Source organism: Shewanella hafniensis (genome assembly GCF_019655335.1).
In the GTDB taxonomy this organism is placed as follows: domain Bacteria; phylum Pseudomonadota; class Gammaproteobacteria; order Enterobacterales; family Shewanellaceae; genus Shewanella; species Shewanella hafniensis.
In genome coordinates this window covers 75,514-101,769 of sequence record NZ_BPFD01000007.1, presented here as the reverse complement: position 1 = coordinate 101,769, position 26,256 = coordinate 75,514, and the positions used below count along the sequence as shown (strand labels likewise).

Here is a 26,256-nt window from a genome sequence, read left to right as displayed (position 1 = left end):
AGCAAGATGTGACGGCTTACATGAAATATTATAACTTGGAGCGGCTGCATTCTGCTAATGACGATCTGTCACCTGTAGAGTTTGAAAATTCTCAAGTAAAAGTGTCCAGTTTGGGTTGACCAGTACACAGCATCCGTTACTTGGGATTGAACTGCTCAAATTAGCCGATAATTTTCCCCAAGCAGCCTTACCTGCAATCATCAATCACCATGAGTTTCTCGATGGCAGTGGTTATCCCAAAGGCCTAAAAGAAGAGGCTCTCGATAAAGTTTCGCAATTGATTGCGGTAGTGAACGAATATGACTCCCTGTGTTATCCAAGCCAACAGGGCAAAGCCAGAATGCCCTATGCCGCTCTGGGACATTTATACAAGCAATACAAAACTAAGCTTAATCAAGAATACATTGGCAAGATGATCAAGATGCTCGGCATTTATCCTCCCGGCAGTGTGGTGGAATTATCCAGCGGTCAATATGCCATGGTGATGTCGGTTAACTTAACTAAACTGCTATGCCCTAAGATATTGGTTTACGATGCGTTAGTCCCTAAAGATCAAGCGCCTATCGTTGATTTAGAGATTGAAGGGATCAGCATAGTGCGCTGCTTACCCCCTGCGGCGCTTCCTGAAAAAGTTCACGAGTACTTGAATCCCCGCGAACGAGTGAGTTACTACTTTGGTGGTGACAGTCGTAAATGATGACTGAGTTAAGTAGCCGTACAATTGGTGCATAACTGGCGGCACTGATTTAATCAAAGTCATAGAGTTAGACTCGTGACGTAAAGCTCATTAAATCGAGTAAAGCGATTAAATCACAGTGATTAAATCGCAGTTACAAAAATAAGGGTCGAATATAATATTCGACCCTTATTCTTTTATTCGACAAAACCAACACGTCTAGCGGCTGACTTATAACCAATGTTTACGTTTAAAGAAGAAGTAAGTACCGGCGGCACTGGCTAACATCATCACAATCGCCATAGGGTAACCGTATTGCCACTCAAGCTCAGGCATACTGGTAAAGTTCATCCCATAACTACTGGCAATCAAGGTTGGCGGCAGAAACACCACAGCGGCAACCGAGAAGATTTTAATGATTTTGTTCTGTTGCAGGCCACTGAAACCCATAGCCGCATCAAGCAAGAAGTTTAATTTATCGAAAATAAATTGACTGTGGGGCATCAGCGACTCGATATCCGATAACATTTCCCGTAAATCCTTCAAGTGCTCATCGGATAGCTGACCACGATAGTAACGCTGCATATAACGCAGTGAACGCTGGGTATCGAGCAAACTCAAACGGATTTTACCATTGGAGTCTTCTTGCAGAGTGATGAGCTTAAATACATCGTCAAGCTCATCGTTATCAAACACTTGCTCACCGACATTTTCGAGCACAGTGTAAACGTCTTCGATTAAGTCAGACAGATAATCCACTTTCAGATTAAATAATTCGAGAAATAATTCCTGCGGCGTCGACACGTCTAACCGGCCCAGACGTAAATAGTTACGTAGCAAGCGGATAAGACCGACGTCTTCTTCACGGATTGTCAGTAAAAAATTGGCCCTAAGGTTGAAGGACACGTTAACACCACGCACATCTTGGCCGACACGCTGGGGAAATAACGAATTGATGTGCAAGCCGTCGCTGTTTTGATAAAAACGTGCAGAGGCCTCAATTTCATTGATATCTTCTTCGTCAGGCACTTCTTCAACAGAAAAATGACTTAACCATTCTCGCTCCGCATCATCGGGTTTATACAGATCTAACCAAATGGTCGACGCGGGAATACTGTCCAGTATGCCGAGCTCTGTCACAGTAAGGTGACGATTTTCATACACATAAGCAGTAATCATTTGTCCTCCTGAAAAAAACTTAAGTTAACGATCCCACTTAAGTGCAGGCTAAAAAATTGTCGCTAGTTTACCGCATAAGTTGGCAATGAAAAGGCGCGAAGGATAATTTAGTAAAATAAATATGCCTTAATCGGTCTCGATGATCGTCAGCCGTTCTTGGGTCGAAAAGCGAATATGGATGCCATCGAGCGTCACCATTTTCGAATCTGAAATATCCCCCTTACGCACGCGATACTCACCATTGTTGTCAGCATTGGGTGACACGATTCTTACCGTGACTATTGTGTGCTGGTCTCGCCAATACCAAACGCTATAACTGAGTACACTCAGTCCGAGCACCACAAACACGCCAGTGAGCAGATAACGACGCCACAGGGGTTCACTTAAACGTTTAGTGCTGATATTCGCGGCCTGAGGCACAATATGTCGCTGGCGCTTCATCAGCAAAAACCAAGCACCAGCAATAATTAAGAATGTCAGTAAAACTTTAGTGAGCATGACCCTTCCTTTGATGTACTTCGCCTACGCGCAGTCAACGATATAACACATGCTGTAATCGAGCATTAACCCGTCAGTGCCACACATTATCTAAAGGCCATTATACGCGGACTCAAGTGGATAAACTGTCTTTGGGATCAAGCTTAACGCTCACGGTCGAAGAGATAAGACAAATGGCAAATGACATTACACAAAAGCAATGATTTGAAACAGAGTACTACAACAATGTGGCAGGACGAAAAATGACAGGATAAAAAACACCGCGAGATACAGATAATGATAAAGGCCTAATCCGATTACTGTGACAAAAGCGTCACAACACTCATGATGATAAGCCATTTAGATTAAAAATCCTCAAATACCTTTGCCATTCGTTGAATTTGCGCCAAAGGTACGCCATGGCGATTCCGTTTTGCGCATTCCAACTGATGGGCAGGATTACTCGGTTCGCCCACAAGCACAATTCTAACTTGATAACCTAAGGCTTTTGCCGCCGCTTCATAGGCCATGTATTCCCAGCGGCACAGATTAGTGTTGTCGCAAATCACCACGGGCTCGCCTGAAGACAGTGCCTGAATAAACCCCGTCAGATTACATTGATGATACTCAGGCAACCTCTTAGCATCAAAACGGTATTCATCTTGATGGTAGAAAAAGCTATCGGTCGAAAAGACACCGCGTTGGCGCACGCCAATGGCTTTTTCTAAAGCAAGGGAAAGAATATAAGTTTCAACCCAATGTGACTTACCACTGCCCGGTAAGCCACGCATAATAATCGCGATTTTATCACTCATGCGTTTGACTCACTGCCAATCACTCTACCCGCTAAAATAGTCTCGACCAACTGGGGCACTAACTCCCCCGCTTTGCCCGTCAGATGATACTGGAACTGACTGTGTCTATCGGGTGCCATCATATTCACTTCAACCGTTTGCGCGCCGTGATGATTAGCGGTATCGACAAAGCCTGCGGCAGGATAAACAGTACCAGAGGTGCCAATGGCAATAAACAAGTCGCAGTTATCGAGCGCATCGTGAATTCGATCCATCCCTAAGGGCATTTCACCGAACCACACCACATGGGGGCGCAAACGCTGGGCAGGAATACAGCAGGTACAACAGTTATCGGCACCAAAAGGCTCACGTAAAATAAAAGTCTGACGCGAACGCGGACAACGGCCTTTGGATAGTTCGCCATGCATGTGCAGCAATCGACGTGAACCCGCACGCTCATGCAGATCATCAATATTTTGGGTCACGACCAATAACTGACCTTGAAATTCTGCCTCTAACTTTGCCAAGGCAAGGTGCGCGGCATTGGGCTCAACCGTACCACTGTGCAATTGCTGCCAACGACTATTGTAAAAGCGTTCCACAAGTTCAGCATCACGTTCATACCCTTCAGGTGTGGCAACGTCTTCAATATGATGTTCTTCCCACAAACCATCTTGATCGCGAAAGGTGCGTAGTCCCGATTCCGCAGAGATCCCCGCGCCGGTTAACACCACAATTTGCTGGTACATGCCGATTCCTTATTATTTTATTTATTTGAATTATTCTTACTGACTTTGGCAGCCGTGAATATTATTCCTTGGTATAACCATACAAAAACTATGCTTGAATTGCCGCAAAATATTGTGATTTAACGCCTATTGACACAATTTATCTGCATATCGCGCTATAAAGCCAGAACAAAGGTTTAAGTTTTCAACCTGAGCCCCTATAATGGCAAACACTATCCACGGATGAACCTATTGGTTCTGCAATCAAGAGATTAGCAATGACAGATGGAAATCAAGCGCTAAAAAAAGCGGGTTTGAAAATTACCCTGCCACGAGTCAAGATCCTAGAACTGATGCAAGGACCTGAAAACCAACATATCAGTGCAGAAGATTTGTACAAGAAGCTGCTGGATTTGGGTGAAGAAATTGGTCTAGCCACCGTCTACCGTGTGTTAAACCAATTTGATGATGCTGGCATTGTCAGTCGTCACCATTTTGAAAGCGGTAAAGCTGTTTTCGAACTCTCAACTCAGCATCACCATGATCACTTAGTTTGCCTGTCGTGTGGCAAAGTGATTGAGTTTTCAGATGAAGTTATCGAACGTCGTCAAGATGAAATTGCCATGAAACACAACATTAAGCTGACGAATCACAGCTTATATTTGTACGGCACTTGCACCAATGATACCTGTGAGCATAACGACGCTTAGTCGACTTCAGCTTTCATCGCAGAGACATAAAAAACCAGCTTTAGGCTGGTTTTTTATTGGATGATGTTAATCGGCAAATCGTTATAATAGTTTGGCGTAGATATTCACTTTATGGCCCATAAACTCATTTTGCTCGCGCAAGTGCATCCCCACTCGCTTAGCCACGCCTTCTGAACCGAGATTCCCTTCTAAGATAAGTGCAATTGTCTGCTCTATGCCAAAACGCTTAAATTCGGCTAATGCAGCAGATGCGGCCTCAGTGCCAATCCCTGTGCCCCAATACTCAGGGAAATAACGATAACCCAGTTCGACTTCATTAAATTCTGCAATGAATTTCGGGCCACAAAAACCGATCACACGTTTATCGGCTTTATGCTCTACTGCCCAGCGACCAAAACCATGTTGCTGGTAATCGGCTTGGATCACTTGGTGAAATAACTCAACCGCCTGCTCACGAGACGTAAAAGCAGCAGTGGGAATGTATTTCAGCATCGCAGGATTACTGTTCATCAAATACAGGGCTTCACAATCTTGCTCAGTAAATGGCCGAATAATTAATCGTTCAGTTTGGGTTATCATCTTTACTCCTTCAAAAATGGATCGCTTAATACATCAGCCTATCGATAAATGGTTACTATTGGCGTAACGTCAACGACACTACGCCAGAACCTTAAGCTTAACGGTGGTAATCACCACTGCGCTCAGGCTGATACAGGATTTCTTCAATACGCACTTTTACCATGGAACCACCAGGGCCTGGCCATTCAATCTCATCGCCTTGTGACAGCCCTAATAATGCACTCCCCACTGGCGCCAAAATAGAAATCGTGCCCGCGCCGTTTACGTCTTTTGGATACACTAACCGTAAACAGAAGGTCTCATTACTGGATGAAACGCTAAACTTCACTTCCGAATTCATGGTCACCACATTTGCTGGCATCTGAGATGCAGGCACGATATCGGCTCTGTCTAATTCAGCCTCCAATGCCGCTTTGCCCGGAAACGCATTTGCCGGCAGTGACTCCAATAATCGCTCTAGTCTTTCTAAATCGATTTCCGAAATAATGATTTTAGGTGTTTTCACAGTCTTTCCCTCGTAAAGAAACGTGATGCTCAAGCCGTGACTCAGGCTAACATCGACTCAGTGGCTTACCCTCCCCCAATGCGGTAAGCCCCATAATACAAATACGCTCGCAGCGATAGGCTGCAACCGTGTGATAAAAATTTGAATTCAAGATATTTTGCAGAAACAGCACTGAAGCCATAAGCACTTAGCTCATGGTTAATGGCTCTCATCACGCTATGCTCGCCGATGGCGCAGGCGACTGCCGAGTAGAGAAGCATCAATCTAACCCGTAGAAGAAAAAATATCTAGTCTTCATGGTGTTAGCTCAATCCCATTCCTGTCATTTTACAGCCAATAAAAAAGGCGCCTTAGGCGCCTTTTAGTATCGAACGGTTTAGCTTACCAACCAGTACGAGTACGCAGCGCTTTGCCGATATCAGCTAGCGAGCGGACAGTTGTCACGCCAGCTGCTTCTAATGCAGCAAATTTGTCTTCTGCAGTACCTTTACCGCCAGCGATAATCGCGCCAGCGTGGCCCATACGCTTACCAGCAGGTGCAGTTACACCAGCAATGTAAGACACAACAGGCTTAGTTACGTGTGCTTTGATGTAAGCAGCCGCATCTTCTTCAGCGTTACCACCGATTTCACCGATCATTACAATCGCTTCAGTCTGTGGATCGTTTTGGAACATTTCCAATACGTCGATGAAGTTAGTACCTGGAATTGGGTCACCACCGATACCTACGCAAGTAGATTGGCCGAAACCTTCATCAGTCGTTTGCTTAACCGCTTCATAGGTCAGAGTACCTGAACGTGAAACGATACCCACTTTGCCTTTTAAGTGGATGTGACCTGGCATGATGCCGATCTTACATTCACCTGGGGTGATAACACCTGGGCAGTTAGGGCCAATCATGCGAACGCCAGTTTCTTCAAGCTTCACTTTAACTTGCAGCATGTCCAGTGTAGGAATGCCTTCAGTGATACAAACGATAAGCTCGATGCCACCGTCGATAGCTTCAAGGATGGCGTCTTTACAAAATGGTGCCGGTACATAGATAACAGTTGCCGTTGCGCCAGTTGCAGCAACAGCATCTTTTACCGTGTTAAACACTGGTAGACCTAAGTGAGTTTGACCGCCTTTACCAGGAGACACACCGCCCACCATTTGCGTACCGTAATCGATAGCTTGTTGTGAGTGGAATGTACCTTGACCGCCAGTGAAACCTTGGCAAATTACCTTGGTATCTTTATTGATTAAGACAGACATTATTTGCCCTCCGCAGCTTTAACTACTTGCTCAGCCGCGTCAGTCAGACTGGTAGCTGCAATGATATCAAGACCTGATTTAGCTAATACTTCACGGCCAAGTTCAGCGTTAGTACCTTCTAAACGAACCACAACAGGTACTTTAACGCCCACTTCTTTAACGGCGCCGATAATACCTTCTGCGATCATGTCACAACGTACGATACCGCCGAAAATGTTAACCAGAACCGCTTTCACATTGCTGTCAGACAGAATGATTTTGAAAGCTTCTGCTACACGTTCTTTAGTCGCGCCGCCGCCTACGTCTAGGAAGTTCGCTGGCTTGCCACCGTGCAAGTTAACGATATCCATAGTACCCATAGCCAGACCAGCACCATTCACCATACAGCCAACGTTACCGTCTAATGCTACGTAGTTCAGTTCGAACTTAGCCGCGTGAGCTTCACGCGCGTCATCCTGTGATGGATCGTGCATGCCTTTGATTTTTGGTTGACGGAACAGTGCGTTACCGTCGATACCGATTTTACCATCTAGGCAGTGTAGGTTGCCTTCAGTGGTAATAACCAGTGGGTTGATTTCTAATAGTGCGAAATCATGATCAACGAACATAGTCGCCAGACCCATAAAGATCTTAGTGAACTGCTTCATTTGCGTTGGGTTTAAACCTAACTTGAAGCCAAGATCGCGAGCTTGATAACCTTGTGGGCCAGTCAAAGGATCGATGATTGCAGTGTGGATGAGTTCTGGCGTTTCTTCTGCCACTTTCTCAATTTCAACACCACCTTCAGTCGACGCCATGAACACAACGCGACGAGTCGCGCGGTCAACAACGGCACCAAGGTATAGTTCGTTAGCGATGTCGGTACAGCTTTCTACTAAAATTTTAGCAACTGGCTGACCTTTCTCATCAGTTTGATAAGTCACCAGATTTTTGCCTAACCAGTGTTCGGCAAAGGCTCTGATTTCTTCTTTATCGCCAGTGACTTTAACGCCACCCGCTTTACCGCGGCCGCCAGCGTGTACTTGACACTTAACAACCCATAAATTTCCGCCAATATGGCCTGCCGCTTCTACAGCTTCTTGGGCTGTATCACATGCAAAACCTTCTGACACTGGTAAACCATATTCGGCAAATAAGGATTTTGCCTGATACTCATGCAAATTCATGATGATCTATCCGTATACTTCTAATCAAATCCAACTGGCCCGTTTGGGCCAGTCACGAGGGTATGTCTGGCTATTTCTTTAAGCGCGAACTCTTAGCGAGTTGTCTTACAGATCAAGCAGCAGACGAGTTGGGTCTTCTAGGAAGTCTTTAATCGCAACCAAGAAACCAACAGACTCACGGCCATCAACAATACGATGGTCATATGAGAGTGCTAGGTACATCATGGGCAGGATTTCAACCTGACCATTAACTGCCATTGGGCGGTCTTTAATGGCATGCATGCCTAAAATCGCGCTTTGTGGCAGGTTAAGGATTGGGGTAGACATCAATGAACCGAAAACACCACCGTTAGTCACAGTGAAGTTACCGCCAGTCATATCTGCCACAGTCAGCTTACCGTCGCGGCCTTTGATGGCTAAATCACGAACCGCTTTTTCGATTTCAGCTAAGTTCATGGTATCTGTGTCACGTAACACTGGTGTTACCAGACCACGTGGTGTTGATACTGCGATGCTAATGTCGAAGTAGTTGTGATAAACGATATCATCGCCATCAATAGACGCGTTGACTTCTGGGAAACGTTTCAGTGCTTCTGTCACAGCTTTGATGTAGAAAGACATAAAGCCTAAACGGATACCGTGGCGCTTTTCAAAGATATCTTGGTATTGCTTACGGATATCCATGATGGGCTTCATGTTCACTTCGTTAAATGTCGTGAGCATAGCGGTAGAGTTTTTCGCTTCTAACAAGCGGTTAGCGATTGTCTTACGCAGACGTGTCATTGGCACGCGCTTCTCGCTACGGCCAGCCGCTAACGGAGCCACAGCAGGTGCTGCTGGCGCCGCTGCTTTAGGGGCAGACTTAACAAAAGCTTCAACGTCTTCTTTCGTAATACGACCACCCACACCCGTACCTTTTACTTTGCTAGCATCAACATTGTGCTCGGCCAGTAAACGGCGTACTGATGGGCTTAACGCATCGTTAGATTCGTCACTTGTCGCAGCTGCTGGCGTTGCCGCTTCTGCTTCAGCTTTAGTCACTTCTTGGCCAGAAACTGCACCAGCGATGAACTTAGCGATCACTTGTTCACCTAAAACAGTGGCGCCTTCTTCAAACAAAAACTCGCCAATGTGGCCATCTTCTGGCGCAACCACTTCAAGAACCACTTTATCGGTTTCAATATCAACCAGGTTTTGATCACGAGAAACTTGCTCACCCACTTTCACATGCCAAGTGGCAATCGTGGCATCGGCAACAGATTCTGGTAGTACAGGTACCTTGATTTCGATACTCATGAAAAACTATCCTTTTATAAAATGTCTATTACTACAGTGTGATTGTAAGTTTCAGGGCACTGTTCACTAAAGATTCTTGCTGATGTGTATGCAACTCAGGGTAACCACATGCTGGCGCAGCTGACGCTTCACGGCCGGCATAAGTTAACTGTGCACCTGCAGGAATCGCGGCCCAGAAATGGTGTTGACTCGAGTACCAAGCACCTTGGTTCTGTGGCTCTTCCTGACACCAAACAAAATCTTTAACATGTTGGTAATCAGCCAAAGCAACGATCATTTCATCATGTGGGAACGGATATAACTGTTCAACACGAATTAACGCTACGTTAGTGATGTTTTCTTTACGACGTTTTTCCAGTAGTTCGAAGTAAACTTTACCACTACAGAAAACAACGCGATCCACTTTGCTTGCTTCCAAGGTATCGATTTCACCGATCACATTTTGGAAACTACCATTGGCCAATTCTTCCAAACTCGACACGGCTAATGGATGACGCAGCAATGATTTAGGCGACATCACGATAAGTGGTCGACGCATTGGGCGCACCACTTGACGGCGCAACATATGGTAAACCTGTGCAGGTGTTGAAGGCACACACACTTGCATGTTGTGGTTAGCACACATTTGCAAGAAACGCTCTAAACGGGCGCTTGAGTGCTCTGGGCCTTGACCTTCATAACCATGGGGCAACAACATAGTCAGACCACATAAACGGCCCCACTTTTGTTCACCCGATGACAAGAACTGATCAATAACCACTTGGGCACAGTTGGCAAAGTCACCAAACTGGGCTTCCCAAATGGTCAGGCCGCCAGGTTCTGCCGTCGCATAGCCGTATTCAAATGCCAATACTGAGGCTTCAGATAATACTGAGTCAGTAATATCAATCGGACCTTGCTCATCGGCAATGTTGCGTAGTGGCATGTAAGTCGTGCCATCGTTTTGATTGTGCAGCACAGCATGACGATGGAAGAAAGTGCCACGGCCAGAATCTTGACCTGTGATACGAACGCGCTTGTTGTCTTCCAGAATCGAGGCATAAGCCAAAGTTTCTGCAAAGCCCCAATCGAGTGGTTTCTCACCTTTTGCCATAGCAACACGGTCGCCATAAATCTTAGCAACACGGGATTGTAATGGATGGCTTTCAGGAACGTAGCTCAATTTGTCCGCAAGGTTTTGTAAACGTTCTGCCGACATCGCAGATTCGAACGCTTCGTCCCACTCACGACCAATATAAGGTGTCCAGTCAACAGAATGCAGCGTCATTGGACGCCATTCTTTCACCACACAATCACCCTGATCTAATGCGTCACGGTAATTATTGATAAGACCAGTCACCTCATCGGCAGCAATCACGTTTTCAGCGATTAACTTGTCTGCATAAATCTTACGTGGCGTTGGGTGTTTCTTGATCTTGGCATACATCAGCGGTTGAGTTGCACTTGGCTCATCGGCTTCGTTATGGCCATGACGGCGATAACACACTAATTCAACCACCACATCACGTTTGAACTCGTTACGATAATCAACGGCTAACTGCGATACAAATGCAACCGCTTCTGGATCGTCAGAGTTAACGTGGAAAATCGGCGCCTGAACCATCTTAGCGATGTCAGTACAATATTCAGTTGAACGCACGTCCGCATGGTTAGACGTAGTGAAACCCACTTGGTTGTTCACTACGATGCGAATGCTGCCGCCCACTTTAAAACCGCGGGTTTGAGACATGTTGAATGTCTCTTGTACTATCCCTTGACCCGCAATGGCTGAATCACCGTGAATAGTAATAGGCATGACTTGTAAGCCATCCTTACAACCGCGACGGTCTTGGCGGGCACGTACCGAACCAATGACCACAGGGTTAACGATTTCAAGGTGCGATGGGTTAAAGGCCAGTGCTAAATGCACATTGCCGCCCGGCGTTTCGAAATCAGAGGAGAAACCTTGGTGGTACTTAACGTCACCCGAACCGTGGGTATCAGCATGCTTACCCGCGAACTCATCAAACAGTTCAGCAGGACGCTTACCTAATACGTTAACCAGTACGTTTAGACGACCACGGTGAGCCATACCAACGACGATTTCTTTAGTACCCGCTTCACCTGCACGATAAATAATTTCGCGCATCATAGGCACTAACGCATCGCCGCCTTCTAACGAGAAACGTTTCGCACCAGGGAATTTAGCACCTAAGTATTTTTCAATGCCTTCTGCGGCGTTTAAGCCTTCAAGAATGCGTGTCTTAACACTTTTATCGTAGTTAGCTTTACCTAAGGAAGGTTCGAGACGTTGTTGGATCCAGCGTTTCTCATCGGTATCGGTAATGTGCATATATTCAGCACCGATAGAACCACAATAAGTGGCTTTCAGTGCTTTTACCAAATCCGCCAGCTTCATGGTTTCGCCACCATGAGCAAAAGAACCAGTATTAAACTCACGATCCATGTCTTCTTTAGTCAGGCCGTGGAAGGCAGGATCTAAATCGGCCACAGGTTCGCGTTTCCACAGTTCTAGGGGGTCAAGGTTAGCACCTTGATGACCACGGAAACGATGGGCGTTAATTAACTGCAGGACTTTAACTTGCTTAGCATCGAGTTCAGGATCCGTCACACGAGCAGAGCTCTTATGGCGTCCTTCTAACGCTAAACTGCGAAAATAATCACGTACTTTTGAGTGAGCAGCTTCAGGCGCATCAACAGAGGCACCGTTCACAGGAGGGAGATTATCAAATACCGCACGCCAATCATCAGCGACTGACTGTGGGTTTTCTTGATAGGCTTCATACATCTCTTCTACGTAGGTCGAATTTGCACCACTTAAGTGAGATGATTCGAGCCAGGCTTTCATGATGCCTTGGTGCATTTCTATTCCTTTCAAACTTTATACACGTGCTTAGCCATAGTATTAAATATGCAGTCTGTAGAGATTACCTTCGACGCATAATTTCTGCCGCCCCTAGATGTCCAGATATACGGCGCGTTGTCTTCCATTACATACGCAAAAGAGTCACCTTCTGCTACCAGAAAGTGACTCTTCAAGAGCTATATTATTATTGGTTTCAGCTCGGGTTCTCGCATTACACTGCTCGCTTCAACAGCATGGACTTAATATGACCAATTGCTTTAGTCGGATTAAGGCCTTTTGGACACACGTCAACGCAGTTCATGATGCCGTGGCAACGGAACACGCTATAGGCGTCGTCCAGCTCAGAAAGACGTTCTTCTGTTGCTGTATCGCGACTGTCGATCAAGAAACGATATGCGTGAAGCAGACCGCTTGGACCGATAAACTTATCAGGATTCCACCAGAATGATGGGCAAGCCGTAGAACAACAGGCACACATGATACATTCGTACAGACCATCTAAATGAGCACGCTCTTCAGGTGATTGTAAGTGTTCACGGGCTGGTGCTTTCTCATCATTGATGAGGTAAGGCTTGATCTTCTCATACTGCTTATAGAACTGAGTTAAATCAACAACTAAGTCACGAACAACTGGCATACCTGGTAATGGGCGTATTTCTAATTTCTTGCCTTTGAAGGTTGAAATTGGGGTAATACACGCCAGACCATTTTTACCATTCATGTTCACACCGTCAGAACCACAAACACCTTCACGGCATGAGCGACGGAATGACAGAGTCGGATCTTGCTCTTTCAACTTAATCAGTGCATCGAGCACCATCATGTCAGAGCCGTCAGCTACTTCTAAGCTGTAATCCTGCATATACGGTTTAGTATCTACGTCAGGATTGTAGCGATAAACTGCAAATGTCAATTTCATCTTTGCAACTCCTAGTAGGTACGTTTCTTCGGTGGGAATGCTTCACGTAACTTAGGTGCCATGTTCACTGCACGACGATCCATCGTTTCAGTCACAGGGTCAAATAAGCTGTGGCATAACCAGTTCTCATCATCACGCTCTAAATAATCTTCACGTGAGTGAGCACCGCGACTTTCAGTACGGAAGTTAGCAGCATAGGCCGTAGCGATTGCTGTTGCCATTAGGTTATCTAACTCTAAACATTCAATACGTTGAGTGTTGAATTCACGAGAGTTATCAGACAACTTCGCCTTTGCAAGACGTTCGCGGATGACTTTCAACTGCTCTAAACCTTCAGCCATAGCATCGCCACGACGGAATACAGAGAAGTTTAATTGCATACACAGTTGCAGATCCTTACGGATTTGCGCTGGATCTTCGCCATCTTTGTTGCTTTCCCAACGATTCAGACGAGCCAGTGATGCTTGAATATCCGCATCGCTTGCATCTTTTGGATCGTCAGTCTCATCCAAAGCTTTACCTAAATGCTGACCCGCTGCGCGGCCAAAGACCACTAAATCGAGCAATGAGTTACCACCTAAGCGGTTTGCACCGTGAACAGATACACAGGCAATCTCACCCACAGCAAACAGACCGATAACATCTTGTTCAGTACCATCTTCATTCTTACGAATAACTTGACCACTGACTTTAGTTGGCAGACCGCCCATCATGTAGTGACAGGTTGGCAACACTGGAATTGGACCATCGGCCGGATCGATATGGGCAAAGGTACGAGACAATTCACACACGCCTGGTAAACGTGCTTCTAAAGTTTCTTTACCTAAGTGATCAAGCTTGAGTAAACAATGTGGACCTAATGGACCGTCTAAACCACGACCTTCGCGGATTTCAGTCATCATAGAACGTGCTACCACGTCGCGTGATGCTAAATCTTTCGCGTTAGGGGCATAACGCTCCATGAAGCGCTCGCCGTCTTTGTTCAGCAGATAACCGCCTTCACCACGACAACCTTCAGTCACAAGTACACCCGCGCCGGCGATGCCAGTTGGGTGGAATTGCCACATTTCCATGTCTTGCATTTGCACGCCAGCACGCATTGCCATACCGACACCGTCACCGGTGTTGATATGCGCGTTAGTAGTAGAAGCGTAAATACGCCCTGCACCACCGGTCGCTAGAATCGTTGCTTTGGCTTTGAAATAAACGATATCGCCCGTTTCAATTTCAATCGCAGTACAACCCACAACGGCGCCATCATCGTTTTTAACGAGATCTAATGCATACCATTCTGAGAAGACTTGCGTCTTATGCTTCACGTTTTGTTGGTATAAACAGTGCAGCAAAGCATGACCAGTACGGTCGGCAGCTGCCGCAGTACGTGCAGCCTGCTCGCCACCAAAGTTCTTAGATTGACCACCAAACGGACGTTGGTAAATCGTGCCATTTTCGAAACGAGAGAAAGGCAAACCCATTTGCTCAAGTTCAATCACGGCTTCAGGACCGGTTTTACACATGAATTCAATCGCTTCTTGGTCACCGATAAAATCGGAACCTTTCACGGTATCGTACATGTGCTGTTCCCAATGATCTTCATGGGCGTTACCTAACGCAACAGTGATACCACCCTGCGCAGATACGGTATGAGAACGAGTTGGAAATACTTTTGATAAAAGCGCACAGCTTTTACCTTCTTTGGAAATCTGCAGCGCTGCACGCATACCAGCGCCACCGGCACCGATCACTACAGCATCAAATTCGCGTACTGGAATACTCACTTAGACACCCCACACAATAACAATGCCGGCCGCTAAATAACAAAATACGGTAACGACAAAGGTGAACTGTAAAACACCACGTAACGACGTGCACTTGACGTAATCTGTCAGCACTTGCCATACACCAATCCAAGCGTGTACGAGTAATGCAACCAGCGTCAGAAGTGTAAACACTTTCATTGGCAGAGCGCTAAAAAGGCTATGCCAGACGTCGTAGGTGAGAGGGGAACTACATGCAATAAAGCCAACCAAGAAAATGGTGTAACAGGCGAGGATCACTGCACTAGCGCGTAGTAGAATAAAGTCATGAACACCACTGCGTCCAAAACTTGCTGCATTGGTTACCATACCCAAATCCCCGCTATGATTGAAAAGGCTACCGTTAAGGCAAATACAGCTTTCGCTGATGCGGCACCCGATGACAATTCTTCCCAACGACCGGTATCCATTACTAAGTGACGTAGGCCACCAAACAAGTGATACGCCAGTGCAGTCATAATGCCCCACAGGATGAACTTCATAACGAAGTTATCAAATAGAGATTGCACGCCAGCGAAACTTTCAGCTGATGCTAAAGATGAATTTAGCAACCAAATGAGAATGCCAACTGCGAACAGCATGATGACACCGGAAACACGGTGAAGAATTGACACAATCGCTGTTGCAGGAAAGCGAATGGTCTGCAGATCTAAATGGACAGGTCTTTGCTTTTTCACGTTCTGCTCACTCAGCTCCATTGAGCATTTTTTTTGTTATGTGAACCGCTTTTGTACAAACTTTAAACTGGGATGTGAATCACGGCAAAAGTAAACACAAAAGCAAAGTTTAAACAAACAGTTAACTATCTGAGCACGCACTCATTTAACATGTAAACAGAGGGTGCTTTATAATCGTTGTTTGCGGCCCTTATTGGGCGAGGCAAGTATACTCGCGGCAAATGTCAAATACAAACATCACAGAATGCAAATTATGTTTTTTTGACGAATTTTTACTGTAAGTGCCAGTTCCGCATGGGAAAGTAAAGGCATTTATACCATGGTCTAACAAATTTAAACGCTTATTTAAATTGAAATGTGATCTAGAATGGCTGTAAAGTAATGGCGGTTTGACATGCCGCACTCACAGATAAGAACTAAGTAAGGAGAACGGGGTATGGCTGATTTAAAAGCCAAATTAGAATTACCAGGGAACGACTCGATAGAATTGCCAGTAAAGCAGGGAACCGCTGGTTTTGACGTAATCGACATCAGTAAACTTGGCAGCAAAGGTTACTTTACTTTTGATCCAGGTTTTCTTGCGACTGCCTCCTGTGAATCTGCAATTACCTATATTGATGGTGATCTGGGTATATTGTTACACCGTGGCTATCCAATCGATCAACTAGCCGTTGACTCCGATTACCTAGACCTGTGTTATCTGCTGCTTTACGGTGAACTGCCGACGAAAGCGCAATATACTGAGTTTGTACATACAGTTAAAACCCACACTATGGTTCACGAGCAGCTAGCCTTCTTCTTTAGAGGTTTCCGTCGTGATGCTCATCCTATGGCCATGTTATGTGGTGTGACGGGTGCATTATCTGCATTTTACCAAGACTCTCTGGATGTTAACGATCCACGTCACCGCGAAATCGCCGCTTATCGCTTAGTCTCAAAAATGCCTACGATAGCAGCCATGTGCTACAAGTATTCTTCAGGCCAGCCATTCGTGTATCCACGTAATGACTTAAGCTATGCGGGCAACTTCTTAAGCATGATGTTTGCTGTACCATGTGAAGAATACATAGTTAACCCTATTGTTGAACGTGCAATGGACAGGATCTTCATTTTACATGCTGATCATGAACAAAACGCATCGACTTCAACCGTACGTTTAGCGGGTTCTTCAGGTGCTAACCCATTTGCGTGTATCGCAGCGGGTATCGCGTCTCTTTGGGGCCCTGCACACGGCGGCGCTAACGAAGCCTGTTTGCAAATGTTAGAAGAAATCGGTTCAGTTGACCGTATTCCTGAATTCATTGAACGTGCTAAAGACAAGAACGATCCATTCCGTCTGATGGGCTTTGGACACCGTGTTTACAAAAACTTTGACCCACGTGCCAAAGTTATGCGTGAAACCTGTCACGAAGTGCTGAAAGAGCTGAAAGTTAACGATCCACTATTGGATGTGGCAATGGAGCTTGAGCGCATTGCGCTTGAAGATGAATACTTCATTTCTAAGAAACTGTATCCAAACGTCGACTTCTACTCTGGCATCATCATGAAAGCCATTGGTATTCCAACCAGTATGTTCACTGTGCTGTTTGCACTGGCTCGTACTGTAGGCTGGATTGCTCACTGGAAAGAAATGTTAGATCAACCAGGCCACAAAATCAGCCGTCCACGTCAGTTATACACTGGCGAAACTGCACGTGATTTCGTCACACAAGACAAACGCTAAGTCCCACGGCTTACGCATTAAAAAGCGCCTGAGGGCGCTTTTTTCATATCGAACAATCACCTTTTACACTCCCCTTGTTACACAAAATACATTGTTGCAATTGCCTATTTGCATAACCGCTGTTAACCGCCTTTAGTTATTCTCATCACTTTTTAAACTTTTTAGCTACATTTAGTGAAATCCACACATTAGCCCTAACTTAAATATAGCTTAACCATATGAAATTAAGCTACATTTAACATTGGCACGGTTTCTGCTATCAAATGGCATCACAATAAAGACAACAGGTAACACTCTTATGGAAAAGTCAAACATTGCTAAATTCGCCCTCCCCCTGCTCATGATTTCAATGCTGGCAGCCTGTGGTAAGGAAGAAGTGGCCAAAAAAGAAGAAAAATATGCCATTCCCGTCGAAACCACCACTGTGATGCAAGGAAACGTTTCATCTTTCTACAGCACAACAGCCACCTTAGAAGCCCCACAGGAAGCCAATGTAGTGAGTCGTATATCAGGGCTCATTGAATCTCTCGCCGTTGAAGAAGGTGACCGCGTTCAAAAGGGCCAAGTGCTCGCCGTTATCGATGCCAAAAGACAGCAATACGATTTAGACCGCTCAGAAGCCGAAGTTAAAATCATTGAGCAGGAATTGAATCGTCTGAAGAAAATGGGCAACAAAGAATTTATCAGCGCAGATTCGATGGCCAAACTTGAATATAACTTGCAAGCCGCCATCGCCAAGAAAGATCTTGCCGAGCTACAAGTAAAAGAAAGCCGCGTACTCTCCCCTATCAGCGGCGTCGTCGCTAAGCGTTATGTGAAAGCAGGCAACATGGCGAAGGAATTTGGCGACTTGTTCTACATAGTCAATCAAGATGAACTCCACGGAATTGTCCATCTGCCAGAGCAACAACTTGCCAGCTTAAGACTTGGCCAAGAAGCACAAGTGTTCAGCAATCAACAAAGTAAAAATGCTATCCATGCCAAAGTGCTGCGGATAAGCCCGATTGTTGACCCGCAAAGTGGCACGTTTAAAGTGACATTAGCGGTACCGAATCAAGAAGCGCGCCTAAAAGCAGGGATGTTTACCCGTGTTGAGCTTAAGTATGACACCCACGAAAACGTGATTACCGTTCCCTACAGTGCACTGATCAACCAAGATAACAGGCAAGCTCTGTATGTTATCGATGGCACCAATGCTAACCGCCGTGAAGTCGAAATTGGCTACCGTGAAGGTGACTTTGTGGAAGTGATTGCAGGCATTAACCCAGGCGAACAAGTCGTTACCCGCGGCCAGCAAAACTTGAAAGACCAATCCTTAGTCGAAGTGATCACCCCACTCGATCTTGCTTCCGCTAAGAACTGATAGGAGCCTTTCATGTCAATTATCAGCACTTCCGTTAAACGGCCAGTCACGGTATGGATGTTCATGCTGGCGGTGATTTTATTCGGCATGGTGGGTTTTTCCCGCTTAGCGGTAAAGTTACTGCCAGACTTAAGCTATCCCACATTAACCATTCGCACTATGTATGACGGTGCGGCGCCAGTAGAAGTTGAACAGCTCGTCTCAAAACCCATTGAAGAAGCCGTTGGCGTGGTCAAAGGCTTACGTAAGATCAGCTCTATTTCGCGCTCAGGCATGTCAGATGTAGTGCTCGAGTTTGAATGGGGCACCACAATGGACATGGCGAGTTTAGATGTGCGCGAAAAACTCGACACTATCGCCCTGCCTTTGGACGTTAAAAAGCCATTATTACTGCGTTTTAACCCCAACCTTGACCCGATTATGCGTCTTGCGTTGTCTGTGCCCAATGCCTCAGAAGCCGATCTTAAGCAAATGCGCACCTACGCAGAAGAAGAGCTTAAGCGTCGCTTAGAAGCACTTTCTGGGGTCGCCGCCGTGCGTTTATCTGGCGGCCTAGAGCAAGAAGTACACATTCAGCTCAATCAAGAAAAACTATCGCAACTTAATCTCAATGCCGACGACATTAAACGTCGTATTAATGAGGAAAACATCAACCTCTCTGCCGGTAAAGTGATCCAAGGTGATCGCGAATACTTAGTGCGGACACTTAATCAATTCAATTCATTGGATGAACTTGGCCAAGTGTTCGTCTATCGTGACGAGCAAACCTTAGTGCGTTTATTCGAAGTCGCGACAATTACCGATGCTTATAAAGAGCGCAGTGATATCACCCGCATAGGTAGCCAAGAATCGATTGAGCTGGCGATTTATAAAGAAGGTGATGCGAACACTGTCGCTGTCGCCAAAAAACTGCGCGATGAGCTTGTCAAAATCAATCAAGATCCTAAGCAAAACAAACTCGAAGTGATTTACGATCAATCCGAGTTTATCGAAAGTGCGGTCAGTGAAGTCACCTCTTCGGCGCTGATGGGCAGTTTATTGTCTATGCTAGTGATTTACCTATTCCTGCGTAACATCATTCCAACACTGATTATTTCCATCTCGATTCCCTTCTCAGTTATCGCTACCTTTAACATGATGTATTTTGCCGATATCAGCTTAAACATCATGTCATTAGGTGGTATTGCGCTGGCCATTGGTCTGTTAGTCGATAACGCCATTGTGGTATTAGAGAACATCGACCGCTGTCGCAGTGAAGGCATGAGTAAGTTAGACGCTGCAGTCACAGGAACTAAAGAAGTAGCGGGCGCGATTTTCGCCTCCACACTGACGACCCTTGCGGTATTTGTACCCTTAGTGTTTGTAGATGGGATTGCCGGTGCCCTGTTCTCCGACCAAGCGCTGACGGTCACCTTTGCTTTATTAGCCTCGCTGTTAGTCGCCTTAACTTCTATCCCTATGCTGGCATCACGCGAAGGCTTTAAAACCTTACCCGCGCTGATAAAAACCACGCCTAAGAATAAACCCACCACTAAAATGGGTAAACTTAAGCACTACAGCGCGACGGTATTTTCATTCCCTATTCTGTTGATATTTAGTTACTTACCGAGTGCATTACTGACCTTAGTGCTGATTTTAGGCCGCTTTTTCTCCTGGCTTATCGGTCTTATCATGCGTCCTTTGAGTTCAGGGTTTAACTTTGTCTACCGCAGTATAGAGAAGGTTTATCACAAGCTGCTAGCCTCGGCGCTACATCAACAAATGACCACGCTGCTGCTCACCATTGCGATAACAGGTGCGTGTATTAGCCTATTACCTCGCCTAGGTATGGAGCTTATTCCACCGATGAATCAGGGCGAATTCTATGTAGAAATCCTACTGCCACCGGGTACTGCAGTGAGCGAAACCGATAAGGTATTGCAACAACTCGCGTTGTCTATCAAGGACAGAGCCGAAGTCAAACATGCCTATAGCCAAGCTGGTAGCGGTGGTTTGATGACCTCGGATACTGCTCGCGGGGGTGAAAATTGGGGCCGCTTACAAGTGGTACTGACAGATCACAATGCCTATAACGCAATCACTCAAGTGCTGCGTGATACCGCACGCCGCATTCCTGAACTTGAAGCGAAAATCGAGCAACCTGAGTTATTCAGCTTTAAAACGCCACTGGAAATTGAGCTCACAGGTTACGATTTAAACTTACTCAAACGCAGCGCAGATAGTCTAGTCAAAGCATTATCCGCATCGGAGCGTTTTGCCGACGTGAACACCAGTCTACGTGATGGTCAACCTGAGCTGAGTATCCGTTTCGATCATGCAAGGTTAGCAGCGCTCGGAATGGACGCGCCAACGGTGGCGAATCGTATTGCCCAACGTGTTGGTGGTACTGTTGCCAGTCAATACACAGTGCGTGACCGTAAGATTGATATTCTGGTGCGCAGTGAACTCGCGGAGCGGGATCAAATCAGCGATATCGATGCCTTAATTATCAACCCCAACAGCAACCAACCTATTGCATTAAGCGCAGTTGCAGAAGTTTCATTGCAATTAGGCCCATCGGCGATTAACCGCATCAGCCAACAACGTGTTGCTCTCGTATCAGCTAACCTCGCCTATGGTGATTTAAGCGATGCGGTGGCACAGGCGCAGCAGATACTATCGCAACAAGTGTTACCCGCATCGGTTCAGGCCCGTTTTGGTGGTCAAAATGAGGAAATGGAGCACTCGTTCCAGTCACTCAAAATTGCCCTTATCTTAGCGATTTTCTTAGTGTATTTAGTCATGGCGAGTCAGTTTGAGTCACTACTGCACCCCTTGCTTATCCTTTTTGCCGTACCTATGGCATTAGGTGGCAGTGTACTTGGGCTTTATATCACCCAAACTAACTTGAGTGTGGTGGTATTTATTGGCCTTATCATGTTGGCGGGGATCGTCGTGAACAATGCGATTGTGCTTGTGGATCGGATCAATCAACTGCGTAGCGAAGGTGCTCAAAAACTTGATGCCATTCGCGATGCAGCTAAATCGCGCCTACGCCCCATTATGATGACCACGCTCACCACCACCTTAGGCTTATTGCCGATGGCACTGGGGTTGGGCGATGGTTCTGAGGTACGTGCACCTATGGCGATTACGGTGATTTTTGGTCTGAGTTTATCGACTTTATTGACTCTAATTGTGCTCCCAGTGCTCTATGCCCTGTTCGACCGTAAAGTGTATGACGTTGCAGCCACTGATATAGCGCATGACGTTGAGGAGGCTCGCCCATGAACCTCACCCGTTTAGCCATTAAGCGTCCCGTGACCACCAGCATGTTCTTCTTTGATATCTTGCTATTTGGTCTCGCCTCGAGTCGTCTGTTACCGCTGGAAATGTTCCCCGGTATCGATATCCCACAGATAGTGGTGGAAGTGCCTTACAAAGGCTCGACCCCTGCTGAAGTGGAGCGCGATATTACCAAAGTGCTGGAGGAATCCCTCGCGACTATGGGGGGGATTGATGAGCTTGAATCAGAATCCTCCCAAGAAGGCGCCGAAATCGAAATCAACATGAAGTGGGGGGAAAACGTTGCCACTAAGAGCTTAGAAGCGCGGGAAAAAATCGATGCAGTGCGGCATTTACTGCCCAAAGATGTGGAGCGGGTCTTTATCCGACAATTCTCCACCGCCGACATGCCTGTGCTCACCATACGCATCTCAAGTGATCGTGAGCTTTCAGGTGCATTCGATCTACTCGATAAACAGCTCAAGCGTCCACTTGAACGTGTTGAAGGTGTCTCTAAGGTCAGCCTGTACGGCGTTGAGCAAAAGCAAATTGAGGTACGCATCAATGCAGACCGCCTTGCCGCCAGTGGATTTTCAGCCACAGATTTGCAACAACGTCTCGGCAGAGAGAACTTTGTGCTGAGCGCAGGTACACTCAGGGCCAGTAATATCGTTTATCAAGTTTCACCTAAGGGTGAGTTTAGAAACCTTGAAGATATCAAAGCACTAGTACTGATCCCCGGATTGACCTTAGGCGATATCGCCGATGTGCAATTTGCCCTACCTGAACGTATCGAAGGTCGACATTTAGATAAGCACTATGCCGTGGGTTTGGATGTGTTTAAAGAATCAGGCGCTAACTTAGTCGAAGTGTCTGAACGCGTACTAAAAGTCATTGAACTAGCGAAACAAGATCAGCAATTCCAAGGTATTCGTCTGTTTATCATGGAAGATCAAGCCTCTGGGGTTAAATCGTCACTGATGGACCTTTTACTTTCGGGCTTAATCGGTGCCCTGCTGTCCTTTGTGGTGCTGTACTTGTTCCTACGTAATCTGAAAATGACCTTAGTGGTTGTGTCATCCGTGCCTATTTCAATTGGTATGACGCTCGCCGCCATGTATTTACTCGGTTACAGCTTGAATATCCTGTCTATGATGGGACTCTTACTCGCCATTGGTATGTTAATTGATAACGCTGTGGTAGTGAGCGAGAGCGTGCTGCAGGAGAAACAGGGCAAATCACCCAAGGATAATGAAGAGTCAGTGATGACTGGGGTCGATAAAGTGTCCCTCGCCGTATTGGCGGGTACTATGACCACTGCCATCGTATTTTTACCCAATATTTTTGGCGTGAAAGTGGAAATGACGATTTTCCTCGAGCATGTTGCCATCGCGATTTGTATCTCACTTGCGGCATCACTACTGGTTGCTAAAACCTTGATCCCTTTGATGTTAACTAAGTTCCACTTCGATATCGCGCCCGAGAAGGATGCCGGTAAGTTACAGCGCTTCTACAACAATACGCTTAACTGGGTATTGCTGAGGCCTTGGCGTTCAGGCTTGATTGCGGTGGCCATTCTCGCCTCTACCGCCCTGCCGCTGTCGATGGTCAAACAGGATCAAGAAGACAGCCAGAGCAAGGAGCGAATTTACATCAACTACCAAGTGGAAGGTCGGCATAATCTCAATGTGACTGAAGCTATGGTCAATCAAATGGAAGAGTATCTTTATAACAATAAAGAGGAATTCCATATTGATTCTGTCTACAGCTATTATGCCTCTGACGATGGCTCATCGGTGATCCTCCTAAAGAAAGATTTACCTATACCATTGGATGAGTTGAAAAAGAAAATCCGTAGCGGCTTTCCTAAGTATTCCATCGCTAAACCACAATTTGGTTGGGGCAATGACAACTCTGGTGTGCGCGTGACGCTCACAGGGCGCTCAACCTCTGAGCTGATTAACTTAAGCGAACAAGTGATCCCTTTACTGCAAAATATCAAAGGAATGCAAGACGTTCGCTCCGAGCTTAACGGTGCGCAACAGGAAGTGGTTATCCGCATCGACAGGCAAATGGCGGCGCGGTTAGATTTAAAACTCAATGAAATCGCTTCGAGTATCTCTATGGCACTGCGCGGTTCACCGCTACGCTCGTTCCGCCACGACCCCAATGGCGAACTGCGCATCGAAATGGCCTATGAGAAAGAGTGGCAAAAATCGCTCGAAAAACTCAAGCAGTTACCAATAGTGCGCATCGACCAAAGGGTGTACACCTTAGATAACTTAGCGAAGATTGAGATCCAACCTCGCTTCGATACCATTAAGCACTTTAATCGCCAAACCTCTTTGTCGATTGGCGCAAACTTAGAAAACCTCACCACGGAAGAAGCGCAAACTAAGATCAAGCAAGTGATGGAAAATATCCATTTCCCTAATGGCTACGACTATTCACTGCGCGGTGGATTCGAGCGTCAAGATGAAGATCAGAATGTGATGGCAACCAATATGCTATTGGCTGTTGCGATGATTTACATCGTTATGGCGGCGCTATTTGAGTCGCTGTTATTGCCGACGGCGATTATCACTTCAATCCTATTTTCGATCACAGGGGTATTCTGGGCGCTGTTTATCACGGGCACGCCTATTTCTGTGATGGCCATGATAGGCATATTGATTTTAATGGGAATTGTAGTGAATAACGGCATAGTTCTGGTGGATCAAATTAACCAGATGACGCCGGATCTCGACAAATTGTCCGCCACCATTCGAGACGTGTGTATCACGCGCTTACGGCCAGTATTGATGACAGTGGGCACCACAGTGTTGGGCTTAGTTCCACTGGCGATGGGTGATACCCAAATCGGGGGCGGCGGCCCGCCATATTACCCCATGGCAATCGCCATTATCGGTGGCTTATCGTTCTCGACAGTGACTAGCTTGTACTTAGTCCCCCTGTGCTATCAAGCTTTTTATCGGATGCGTCACCGCGCAGCGATTCGCTTAGGCCAAGCCGATCACTTTGCCAAAAAACTGTTACCTTGGACGGTTTAGTTGTCTTGGATAGCTGATGTTCTTGAACAGTTCAGCAATCTTCGACAACTTAATATGCCATTGAATTTGTAATAAAAAGGCTGCTGTGCAGCCTTTTTTATTACAAAATAATTAATTATTGCCTTAACGGCGCGACAATCACCTGACCTTGCGCAGTTTGCGTCCCTCTAAAAAAGTCGTTGCTATTGAGCGATAGCATAATACCTTTATTGAAATTATCCCCTAGTCGGTACCAACAACGCTCACCGGATGTATTCGAAAATGAGCGAAAAGCGATGGGAAACACCTTTCCTTGCATAAAATCAGTTTGCTCAGCAACATCATATGCAAACATGTTAAATACTTCCTGTACCCCTTCCTCAAGATACTGGCGTAACGGCTGACCATTATCCGCTAGCCATGTCTTAGCCTGTTTTGCAGCGAACGCTTGCTCATCTAAAGGCTCATTAACCGCGGCTAAGGCTTTGTCACGCTTTTTAATCTCCCTTAAACGTTCACGCATGCCATCAGGCAATTTGGCATACTTGGCATTAATTTTCGCAAGATACTCCTGCTTTTCTTCTTCGGTGCGGAGTCTATCCACATAGGGATTCGATTTTGATTGGTATAGGAAGCGGTTTTGGTAAAGCAATTGCGGCTTTGCCCCTTTAACGGCACCTTGATACAGCTGGACCTGTAACAATACATGCAGCATTGTGTTATCCGGTGTTAAGCTGTATTCCGGTGTGAGGATAAGCGCAGTATCATCTGGTGCTAATCCTAAGGTTTTAATTCCTTTTGAAGGCCATTCATCATAAACCTTCACTTGATTGTCAGCCAATTGAGGCAAGGTCGTGATCAACATTTGGTACTGCTTCTCATAGGCCTTTTTTAAGGTATCACCCGCAAGTAACTCTCTAATTTTTGTTATCGCTTCTTCTGCATCAGTCTCTCGGGATTCATTAATTGCAACCTCAGTCAAACCGACAATTAAACCGCCAAGCGCCCCTGCAGTGACACCCGCTGCAGCTAACGTACCATCAGATGTGCCATATAAGTGATACTGAGCTCCTAATTTTTTATTTGATAAATCAACGACTAATTGTGCATTATTGAGCTTTTCTTGTTGGTTAGTATCAAGGTTTACCTTGTAAGGGGCTATGGTACAGGCCGATAAAGTGCTCACAGCCAATATCACCAGTAAAGGGGTTTTAAACATCAAGACTTTCATTTC

General features: G+C 46.0%; 21 protein-coding genes and 1 pseudogene. 7 read left to right on the top strand and 15 right to left on the bottom strand.

The features are described 5' to 3' along the window. A partial coding sequence (locus K5Q99_RS04070) for an IS3 family transposase (RefSeq protein ID WP_220775748.1) occupies window positions 1-119 on the top strand: 119 nt, incomplete at its 5' end. A gap of 8 nt (window positions 120-127) precedes the next feature. Beyond that, window positions 128-697: pseudogene (locus tag K5Q99_RS04065) on the top strand (HD-GYP domain-containing protein); the annotation flags it as partial. A 210-nt stretch (window positions 698-907) separates the two neighbouring features. On the opposite strand, the gene corA reads toward K5Q99_RS04065, so the two are convergent. The 4 genes from corA to cobB all read right to left on the bottom strand — a co-directional run bounded on the left by corA (window position 908) and on the right by cobB (window position 3,875). Then, a complete protein-coding gene (gene corA / locus K5Q99_RS04060) occupies window positions 908-1,855 on the bottom strand; it encodes a magnesium/cobalt transporter CorA (protein ID WP_106650748.1) in 948 nt (315 codons plus the stop codon). Between the two features lie 126 nt (window positions 1,856-1,981). Then, a complete protein-coding gene (locus K5Q99_RS04055; RefSeq protein ID WP_220590437.1) occupies window positions 1,982-2,353 on the bottom strand; it encodes a hypothetical protein in 372 nt (123 codons plus the stop codon). Between the two features lie 344 nt (window positions 2,354-2,697). After that, window positions 2,698-3,147, bottom strand: a complete 450-nt coding sequence (locus tag K5Q99_RS04050; RefSeq protein WP_220590438.1) for an ATP-binding protein — start codon at window positions 3,145-3,147, stop codon at window positions 2,698-2,700. Then, on the bottom strand, window positions 3,144-3,875 hold the full coding sequence (gene cobB / locus K5Q99_RS04045; RefSeq protein WP_220590439.1) for a Sir2 family NAD+-dependent deacetylase: 732 nt from the start codon (window positions 3,873-3,875) through the stop codon (window positions 3,144-3,146). Before cobB ends, K5Q99_RS04050 begins: the two co-directional genes overlap by 4 nt. A gap of 257 nt (window positions 3,876-4,132) precedes the next feature. Between cobB and fur the strand changes: the two genes are divergently transcribed. Beyond that, on the top strand, window positions 4,133-4,564 hold the full coding sequence (gene fur / locus K5Q99_RS04040; protein WP_106650752.1) for a ferric iron uptake transcriptional regulator: 432 nt from the start codon (window positions 4,133-4,135) through the stop codon (window positions 4,562-4,564). 81 nt (window positions 4,565-4,645) lie between these two features. On the opposite strand, the gene K5Q99_RS04035 is transcribed toward fur, so the two are convergent. From K5Q99_RS04035 to sdhC, 10 genes are all read right to left on the bottom strand, one after another. Continuing rightward, window positions 4,646-5,143, bottom strand: a complete 498-nt coding sequence (locus K5Q99_RS04035) for a GNAT family N-acetyltransferase (protein ID WP_220776117.1) — start codon at window positions 5,141-5,143, stop codon at window positions 4,646-4,648. A gap of 97 nt (window positions 5,144-5,240) precedes the next feature. Beyond that, complete coding sequence (gene rnk, locus K5Q99_RS04030) at window positions 5,241-5,648, bottom strand: nucleoside diphosphate kinase regulator (RefSeq protein ID WP_106650754.1); 408 nt, start codon at window positions 5,646-5,648, stop codon at window positions 5,241-5,243. 381 nt (window positions 5,649-6,029) lie between these two features. After that, window positions 6,030-6,902 (bottom strand): succinate--CoA ligase subunit alpha, encoded by an 873-nt coding sequence (gene sucD, locus K5Q99_RS04025; protein ID WP_220590441.1) that lies wholly within the window; start codon window positions 6,900-6,902, stop codon window positions 6,030-6,032. Continuing rightward, window positions 6,902-8,068 carry an ADP-forming succinate--CoA ligase subunit beta gene (gene sucC, locus K5Q99_RS04020; protein WP_107947894.1) on the bottom strand — a complete coding sequence of 389 codons (1,167 nt, stop codon included), beginning with the start codon at window positions 8,066-8,068 and terminating at the stop codon, window positions 6,902-6,904. Before sucC ends, sucD begins: the two co-directional genes overlap by 1 nt. A gap of 105 nt (window positions 8,069-8,173) precedes the next feature. Further along, window positions 8,174-9,364: a 2-oxoglutarate dehydrogenase complex dihydrolipoyllysine-residue succinyltransferase gene (gene odhB / locus K5Q99_RS04015; protein ID WP_220590442.1), complete on the bottom strand. Its 1,191-nt coding sequence runs from the start codon at window positions 9,362-9,364 to the stop codon at window positions 8,174-8,176. A 31-nt stretch (window positions 9,365-9,395) separates the two neighbouring features. Continuing rightward, window positions 9,396-12,227 carry a 2-oxoglutarate dehydrogenase E1 component gene (locus K5Q99_RS04010; RefSeq protein WP_220590443.1) on the bottom strand — a complete coding sequence of 944 codons (2,832 nt, stop codon included), beginning with the start codon at window positions 12,225-12,227 and terminating at the stop codon, window positions 9,396-9,398. A 214-nt stretch (window positions 12,228-12,441) separates the two neighbouring features. After that, window positions 12,442-13,149, bottom strand: coding sequence for a succinate dehydrogenase iron-sulfur subunit (locus tag K5Q99_RS04005; RefSeq protein WP_106650759.1), 708 nt, complete (start codon window positions 13,147-13,149; stop codon window positions 12,442-12,444). Window positions 13,150-13,160: 11 nt separating this feature from the next. Next, window positions 13,161-14,927: a succinate dehydrogenase flavoprotein subunit gene (sdhA, locus tag K5Q99_RS04000; protein ID WP_106650760.1), complete on the bottom strand. Its 1,767-nt coding sequence runs from the start codon at window positions 14,925-14,927 to the stop codon at window positions 13,161-13,163. Beyond that, window positions 14,928-15,275, bottom strand: coding sequence for a succinate dehydrogenase, hydrophobic membrane anchor protein (sdhD, locus tag K5Q99_RS03995; RefSeq protein WP_106650761.1), 348 nt, complete (start codon window positions 15,273-15,275; stop codon window positions 14,928-14,930). Continuing rightward, window positions 15,269-15,664, bottom strand: a complete 396-nt coding sequence (gene sdhC, locus K5Q99_RS03990; RefSeq protein WP_012089416.1) for a succinate dehydrogenase, cytochrome b556 subunit — start codon at window positions 15,662-15,664, stop codon at window positions 15,269-15,271. The genes sdhD and sdhC overlap by 7 nt, the downstream gene beginning before the upstream one ends. A gap of 415 nt (window positions 15,665-16,079) precedes the next feature. On the opposite strand from sdhC, the gene K5Q99_RS03985 reads away from it, so the two are divergent. The 4 genes from K5Q99_RS03985 (at window position 16,080) to K5Q99_RS03970 (ending at window position 25,043) form a co-directional block, all read left to right on the top strand. Next, a complete protein-coding gene (locus tag K5Q99_RS03985; protein WP_220776116.1) occupies window positions 16,080-17,366 on the top strand; it encodes a citrate synthase in 1,287 nt (428 codons plus the stop codon). A 298-nt stretch (window positions 17,367-17,664) separates the two neighbouring features. Continuing rightward, on the top strand, window positions 17,665-18,729 hold the full coding sequence (locus K5Q99_RS03980; protein ID WP_220776115.1) for an efflux RND transporter periplasmic adaptor subunit: 1,065 nt from the start codon (window positions 17,665-17,667) through the stop codon (window positions 18,727-18,729). Between the two features lie 12 nt (window positions 18,730-18,741). After that, window positions 18,742-21,999: an efflux RND transporter permease subunit gene (locus K5Q99_RS03975; protein WP_220776114.1), complete on the top strand. Its 3,258-nt coding sequence runs from the start codon at window positions 18,742-18,744 to the stop codon at window positions 21,997-21,999. Further along, entirely contained in the window at window positions 21,996-25,043 is a 3,048-nt protein-coding gene (locus K5Q99_RS03970) for an efflux RND transporter permease subunit (protein ID WP_220776113.1), read from the top strand. Before K5Q99_RS03975 ends, K5Q99_RS03970 begins: the two co-directional genes overlap by 4 nt. Window positions 25,044-25,158: 115 nt before the next feature. Here the strand turns inward: K5Q99_RS03970 and K5Q99_RS03965 are convergent, their stop codons facing one another. Next, on the bottom strand, window positions 25,159-26,253 hold the full coding sequence (locus tag K5Q99_RS03965) for a hypothetical protein (RefSeq protein WP_220776112.1): 1,095 nt from the start codon (window positions 26,251-26,253) through the stop codon (window positions 25,159-25,161). Window positions 26,254-26,256 lie beyond the last annotated feature (3 nt).